Source organism: Nitrosomonas communis (assembly GCF_900114745.1).
Lineage (GTDB): Bacteria > Pseudomonadota > Gammaproteobacteria > Burkholderiales > Nitrosomonadaceae > Nitrosomonas > Nitrosomonas communis_A.
Window position 1 is genome coordinate 1 of record NZ_FOUB01000118.1, and the last position, 5,559, is coordinate 5,559.

Genomic DNA, 5,559 nt, shown 5'->3' on the forward strand with positions numbered 1-5,559 from the left:
AGCGCCAGAAAAATAGCGTTTTGCGCCACACCCAAACGTTTTGCCCGCTCGTACTGATAAGCATCAGGATAATCGCGAATATCCTGCCGCAACACATCAAGATCAATCTTGCGTTGGCGAAACCCTTGAGGTTTACGATGGATGTTCTTAACCCAACGCGTCACGCTCGCCACGCCAACATCAAACCGGGCCGCCACCTCGGCTATCGTAAGTCCTTTTTTCTCTCTAACAGACAGGACTTTACGGCGGAAATCCAGTGAATAGGCCATCTTTAAATTATAATCAAAATTATCTGGTTGTGCTATAGTCACCTCGTTTGCACGCTCTCATGCGTGGGAGAGGATATTTATTTGAGCTTGGCTTTCGTCCCATATCTTGCTACCTTAAATTAGGTTGCCACTTTTTAGGTTTTTCTCTGTCGCCACGGGCATAAGTGCATCTCTTGGAACTACAGGGCGGCCGGCAGCATTAACAAAATGGGGTATACCCATGAGGCGCAATTGCTCAATCTGCAATGATTAAGCTTCTTTGCCGTAAGCTCGAATATTTCTTCGCTGGTCAAAAAATAAATCACTGCGGTTTTTCTGTGTTACTTCTTCTTGTTCTGTCGCCAGTTCCATAAATTACAACCCCTTACTTTCCTCATCAGTTGTCATAATCAATAACCCTGTCTTTCCGTCATCTTTTTGTAATGCGTTTGGTCATCCTGTAGTTCTAGCTCAGGAAGCTTTATTGATCCTTTAAGTACTCTTCTTTGTAGTTCCATCCTGCATTTTGTGCCACAGGCCATGGGTATATCATCAGGGCAACATTCCAAAAAAACCTCCGATCCGTACCACGACCACTCATCAGACCAGGAATCAACCTTGCCGCAGATGTCGCATTTATATTTATTTCTGCCTGGTAATCTGTACAGTATGGTTATATATTTTGCTCTCGGTTGAATATTAATTTGCGTAAAGCAGCTTCTCTTCGAGCTTCAATCGCAACATAATGGTCATTAAAATAAAAAATCTTTCTAAATGATGAATGAGCATGCATTAACAGCAAAATTCCATACCTCTTTAGACATCATGCTTTCCTATCCTTGTATCCCTGATGCCATCAAGCACCAGGGCTTCCCTTCGGTAGTGGCACATTCAAGCCGGCCGTGGGTCAGTGCTGCATATACCGCAACGGTGAATTATGTACCGTTGCCCCCCATGTGCGATGGGTGATCATAAAATAATGTTGTCAAACAGCTTGTTGATTAGCTAGTTATTCCAAACCCTAATAGAAAATTAAATAATTTATATAATATTATTATTTGTTTACAGATAGTTACATTATCTTTAATTGCTGTTTATATTAAAAATTGGAATTACTTATCTCTGTCTTGTTTTGGTTATCATCCAGGGTGCCTATTATCACGCCCTCTGTGATGATTGAACCAGCAGCTCTATGACTTCCAATATGGCGTCCATTGTTGGTTCTGGGAATTTGATGGTTTGATGATCGACTCGCATTTAATTTACCTTTTTGATGTTGGTTCATTGATTTGTTATATTCCCACAATGATATTGTGGTATTATGTAAAGTCCTCATAAATTTTGAAATGTCCCATACACAGACTAGTTTTTTCACTTTTTATGTTGATTAGTAATAAGGTTTAATCCGTCAAAGGTTCGTCTCTGTGACTTTTGGCGGATTTTTTTAAACACATCTATAAGCTCGTCAAGACGATCTGAATACATAAGTGGGGAGTTTGTCAATATCATGATTTTGTTGTAGTCTTCCCATTTGCTTCACAATGTTGTTAGGGGATGACAATGATTGAGCCGGATATAAAATGGGCTGTGTATCCATGGTATGAAGATAAGGTCGTATATATAAGAGATTTATGTGATTCATCTTGTACGTTGCCAAGCGAGGGTGATTTAATCATTCGGCCTTGCCTTATTGATCCTGAGACACGTGAGCCGATTCCTGTAAGAGTTGTTGAGATTCGGAAGTATTCTGAGATAAATCCTCAAGCCCTGATTTTCGTTGTGGCCCCAGCAGATGCCATAAATTAAGTGTAAGCTCGTGCTCGGTCATTGTAGTAACTTACATTTCAATTATTCATTCCATGCGATATTCACGTTAAATGCGTTGCTTTCCCTCGCCAGTATGATGCACATAGCTGGTTAATTTGGGCGTGGTGCGCATCGGATCGAATGGTTCATCCTCATCTTTTGTTTCTTCCGCTTGCGCTTGCGCTCTCCGTTTTTCCTGCAGGAATGAGGTTGATCTTCTCCCGGTGTGCTTGGCGTGATCGACTTCCACTTTGGCTGAATTGATAATGACTTGAGCGGTGTCAGAGATCGCTTTGGCGTGCTCGATGTCGATGGATTTGTCTTTCAATCCGCACAGTGTGTCGAACACGATGGCACGCAGTTCGGTAATGTTGTTTTGATTATTCATTGATGATCCTATTGATTGCTTTTACTTTGTTCATCAGGTGAACTTACCTGATTTCTTTTGGATAATTGCTGAATGAGTGTTCGCGTAAGACATCGCCTCTGCTGATCAGTGCTAGCTTGCTGATGTCTATGTTGTCCTTGTTTCCATCGGTATAACGCAAGGTCATCCCATGTGGCACTGGCTTGCCGTGATGTTTCTCCCAGATGACATGCGAGAGTACCTGGAATTTGCCTTGATGCCAGACTTCCAGATATCCGTTATGATTCTTTCTGATACGACCAAAGGCTGGCATCTGGTATTGTTTTAAGGCTGCTGGATTGAGGGTGAGTCCTCTGTTCCAAGGATTCGAATTTCTGGTATAGATGTCTTGGTAATAACGCTCTGATTTACGCAAGCCTTTCTTGATGGCTTTGTTTCTGATCTTGGTATGATCAAAACGCCCTTGGAACAGCTTGAACAATGCTTTGTGGTGACTGTTGGGGTAGAAATGCGCCAACAGTTTTTCCTCGTCCTCAGTCCAGAGGGTATATAGCATATCTCCTATAAATTGATTATAATTTACGTATGACCTATCCGATAGCATTTCGCCGTAAGGTATTATCCGTTCGAGAGAAGGAGAGCCTCTAAATCGCGCAAGTAGCCAAGCGTTTTGCCTAGGGGTAGCCAGCGTGATGCGTTGGATCAAAACTCCCGATCCCAAGACCACCCGCAACAAGCCTGCAACCAAGATTGACATGGAGATGTTGGCGCAAGACGTCAAGAATTATCAGGACGCGTATCAGTACGAGCGCGCCAAACGGCTTGGCGTCAGCACCTAGGGCATCAATCATGCTTTAAAGCGTCTGGGCGTGACTTATAAAAAAAAGCCTGTGCCACCCCAAAGCCAGCGAAGAAGAGCGGCGTATCTTCCAGCAAAAAATTGAAGGCTATGAGCGCGAAGGCCGCGTCATCGTTTACATTGATAAAAGCGGCTTTGCGCATGACATGCCGCGTAAGCATGGCTATGCGCCAGTGGGTGAACGCGTCCATGGTATAAAAGATTGGCATGCAAGAAGCAGAACCCATGTGATCGGCGCCCTGATCAGAAAGGCGCTGCTGACCATAGGCCTGTTCATAGCCCATATCACCGCCGACATTTTCTATGCGTGGGTGACGCAGGACCTTTTGCCTAAACTTCTGCCCGCTTGCGTAATTGTCATGGACAACGCAACCTTCCATAAGCGGCAGGATATCCAAACCGCCATTGCCAATGCCGGGCATACCCTTGAATATCTACCGTCTTCTTCCCCGGACTTTAATGACATTGAGCCAAAATGGGCCCAGGCCAAAGCCATCAGAAAAAGGGAAGGTTGTTCCATCGAGCAGCTCTTTGCCGCTTATGAAATTTGAAATATTATATATGGAATTAACTATACATTTAATCGCTCGCTTTTGCTGTGGTTTTCATACTGATTCCCGCTTGATTGACACGCCACAAACATCATCACTACTGCTTGCATGATTAAAAGCGTCAATCTACCTACGAAACATCATTGAGTTGCGATGATTAATACCGCCTAGGTAAATTACTGTTATTTTGTAGTTGATTAGTTGCATTAATTTCATGATTCGTCACTTTTTGCTAATGCCGATTCTGATTTATATTGATCAAACGTGAAGCCGTCATCATTTACGAAGCTGACCAGATAGCCTGGTGAGGTGCTGCTAAATTCAAACCGGCCGATGATCAAACCCTCTCTGCCGTTGTTATCGATCACTTCGTCATCTAATTCAAATTTGAATGCCATGGTGGCTGGTAATAGATAAATTTTCTTAATTTATTGGCTTTTAGATATATCCGATTCTTTCCACCAGTCTTCTTCTGTTCGACCATCAGAATCTTTGTACCGGATAAGATATTCTGGAGAATGATCTAGATACTCAGCTCTTCCAATGAGTACGCCAGTTTCACCACTGAAAAGTTTTACTTGTTCGCTTAATTCAAATTTCATATTTAACTCATTGTGGTTGGTTAATAAATTTGATTATGGTGCTTCAGGAATAACTTTTTGTTGTGCTGATGGTTGATATAAAACAATTTATGGTTGTGGTATGTCAACAACCAGTGGCTGTATACTGCAAAAAATATTTTTAAAGAGTTGCTATGAACTTATTTAAGAGGGTGGAGCAGGGGGTGTGAAGCTTAATGCTTATGCATGAACTTATGATGTTGTGTATACCTCTATAAAAATGCAGATGAGTATTTAAAAGAGATTCTTTAAATCCAAAAGTATTAATGGATGTGTTTTAGTTCCATCAATCCTATAGGAGGGCTTTACCATGAAACAGCTAAATAACGGTTTTTTTAATTTCTTATCAATTGTTCTAATGGTCTTTTTCTTGGGTGGCACATCAACGTCAATGGCAGAGACAGTTGGAGAATATATTGATGATTCAGTTATTACCGCGAAGGTTAAAAAGGACATTTACGATGAGCCTAGCCTGAAATCCACTGAAATTAAAGTAGAAACTTCAAAAGGTGTCGTTCAACTGAGCGGATTCGTCAGTTCCCAGGCCGAGATTGATAAAGCGGGCGAAGTTGCGCGTATGGTTGAAGGCGTGAAGTCTGTCAAGAATGACCTGCAGATTAAATGATAGTAGATTGGAGCATTTGAGTAGAGGCAAAGCGTATGTGTATTGCCTCAAAAATGTGCTAAAGCTTGTTTAAATCCAGCCGATAAAGAACCTGTATTAGTGTTTTTGTATTAATACGTGTCATAAACTGTCACAACCCGGCGAGTTTCTCTGCAATTCCTTGACGGGTTGTTTTCTGCCAAGAACTATCCTACCGCTTAAACTTTTTGAACTTTACTGATGAGAATGAGTCTCATTATTGTCTGTGACATTTAGGGGTGTTTAGGTATACAACTGCTAATGTTCTTCTCTCTTCAGGTGTGTTAGTTGTGTAAGTAGTATTTCCTCGAAGCGGGGCATGTTTCTGAGCTTTTATCCATTTAATCTGGGCATGCGTACAGGGCAATCGCGCTTAAAAGTGCTTGAAAATAGAATTTAGATAAGGTAATAACATTATCATTTAGATTTTAAATGATAGCAAAGCCAACACCTTCCATTATCCAT

11 protein-coding genes are annotated in these 5,559 nt (G+C 41.7%); 4 read left to right on the plus strand and 7 right to left on the minus strand.

The genetic code is table 11. The features are described 5' to 3' along the window. Positions 1 to 269, minus strand: a 269-nt coding sequence (locus BM122_RS20050; RefSeq protein ID WP_074906149.1) for an IS630 transposase-related protein, incomplete at its 3' end; no start/stop codon positions are given. Between the two features lie 114 nt (positions 270 to 383). Further along, positions 384 to 515, minus strand: coding sequence for a DUF4224 domain-containing protein (locus BM122_RS26410; RefSeq protein WP_371264959.1), 132 nt, complete (start codon positions 513 to 515; stop codon positions 384 to 386). A 1,293-nt stretch (positions 516 to 1,808) separates the two neighbouring features. Between BM122_RS26410 and BM122_RS20060 the strand changes: the two genes are divergently transcribed. Further along, complete coding sequence (locus BM122_RS20060; RefSeq protein WP_074907310.1) at positions 1,809 to 2,054, plus strand: ASCH domain-containing protein; 246 nt, start codon at positions 1,809 to 1,811, stop codon at positions 2,052 to 2,054. Positions 2,055 to 2,121: 67 nt separating this feature from the next. Here the strand turns inward: BM122_RS20060 and BM122_RS23720 are convergent, their stop codons facing one another. Both BM122_RS23720 and BM122_RS20070 read right to left on the minus strand, forming a co-directional pair. Next, positions 2,122 to 2,442: a hypothetical protein gene (locus tag BM122_RS23720; protein WP_074907312.1), complete on the minus strand. Its 321-nt coding sequence runs from the start codon at positions 2,440 to 2,442 to the stop codon at positions 2,122 to 2,124. A gap of 43 nt (positions 2,443 to 2,485) precedes the next feature. Continuing rightward, positions 2,486 to 2,977, minus strand: a complete 492-nt coding sequence (locus BM122_RS20070; protein WP_074907314.1) for an HNH endonuclease — start codon at positions 2,975 to 2,977, stop codon at positions 2,486 to 2,488. A 136-nt stretch (positions 2,978 to 3,113) separates the two neighbouring features. On the opposite strand from BM122_RS20070, the gene BM122_RS26415 reads away from it, so the two are divergent. Beyond that, on the plus strand, positions 3,114 to 3,260 hold the full coding sequence (locus BM122_RS26415) for an IS630 transposase-related protein (protein ID WP_371264960.1): 147 nt from the start codon (positions 3,114 to 3,116) through the stop codon (positions 3,258 to 3,260). A gap of 4 nt (positions 3,261 to 3,264) precedes the next feature. Here BM122_RS26415 and BM122_RS24570 read toward each other — a convergent pair whose 3' ends face one another. Continuing rightward, positions 3,265 to 3,441 carry a hypothetical protein gene (locus BM122_RS24570; RefSeq protein WP_177198220.1) on the minus strand — a complete coding sequence of 59 codons (177 nt, stop codon included), beginning with the start codon at positions 3,439 to 3,441 and terminating at the stop codon, positions 3,265 to 3,267. Between BM122_RS24570 and BM122_RS20080 the strand changes: the two genes are divergently transcribed. Beyond that, complete coding sequence (locus tag BM122_RS20080) at positions 3,427 to 3,831, plus strand: transposase (protein ID WP_177198230.1); 405 nt, start codon at positions 3,427 to 3,429, stop codon at positions 3,829 to 3,831. The genes BM122_RS24570 and BM122_RS20080 overlap by 15 nt on opposite strands. 212 nt (positions 3,832 to 4,043) lie before the next feature. On the opposite strand, the gene BM122_RS20085 is transcribed toward BM122_RS20080, so the two are convergent. After that, positions 4,044 to 4,229 carry a hypothetical protein gene (locus tag BM122_RS20085; RefSeq protein WP_074907318.1) on the minus strand — a complete coding sequence of 62 codons (186 nt, stop codon included), beginning with the start codon at positions 4,227 to 4,229 and terminating at the stop codon, positions 4,044 to 4,046. Positions 4,230 to 4,259: 30 nt separating this feature from the next. Beyond that, the gene (locus tag BM122_RS23725; RefSeq protein WP_177198231.1) at positions 4,260 to 4,433 is read right to left on the minus strand and encodes a hypothetical protein; all 174 of its coding nucleotides are present in this window, start codon (positions 4,431 to 4,433) and stop codon (positions 4,260 to 4,262) included. Between the two features lie 328 nt (positions 4,434 to 4,761). Here BM122_RS23725 and BM122_RS20090 point away from each other — a divergent pair, with 328 nt between their 5' ends. After that, the gene (locus tag BM122_RS20090) at positions 4,762 to 5,076 is read left to right on the plus strand and encodes a BON domain-containing protein (protein ID WP_074907319.1); all 315 of its coding nucleotides are present in this window, start codon (positions 4,762 to 4,764) and stop codon (positions 5,074 to 5,076) included. Positions 5,077 to 5,559 lie beyond the last annotated feature (483 nt).

Bases quoted from the DNA above. Each gene is read 5' to 3' on its own strand.
- BM122_RS20060 (WP_074907310.1), top strand. From the start codon at position 1,809: ATGATTGAGCCGGATATAAAATGGGCTGTGTATCCATGGTATGAAGAT.
- BM122_RS23720 (WP_074907312.1), bottom strand. From the start codon at position 2,442: ATGAATAATCAAAACAACATTACCGAACTGCGTGCCATCGTGTTCGAC.
- BM122_RS20070 (WP_074907314.1), bottom strand. From the start codon at position 2,977: ATGCTATATACCCTCTGGACTGAGGACGAGGAAAAACTGTTGGCGCAT.
- BM122_RS26415 (WP_371264960.1), top strand. From the start codon at position 3,114: ATGCGTTGGATCAAAACTCCCGATCCCAAGACCACCCGCAACAAGCCT.
- BM122_RS20080 (WP_177198230.1), top strand. From the start codon at position 3,427: ATGCCGCGTAAGCATGGCTATGCGCCAGTGGGTGAACGCGTCCATGGT.
- BM122_RS24570 (WP_177198220.1), bottom strand. From the start codon at position 3,441: ATGCTTACGCGGCATGTCATGCGCAAAGCCGCTTTTATCAATGTAAAC.
- BM122_RS20085 (WP_074907318.1), bottom strand. From the start codon at position 4,229: ATGGCATTCAAATTTGAATTAGATGACGAAGTGATCGATAACAACGGC.
- BM122_RS23725 (WP_177198231.1), bottom strand. From the start codon at position 4,433: ATGAAATTTGAATTAAGCGAACAAGTAAAACTTTTCAGTGGTGAAACT.
- BM122_RS20090 (WP_074907319.1), top strand. From the start codon at position 4,762: ATGAAACAGCTAAATAACGGTTTTTTTAATTTCTTATCAATTGTTCTA.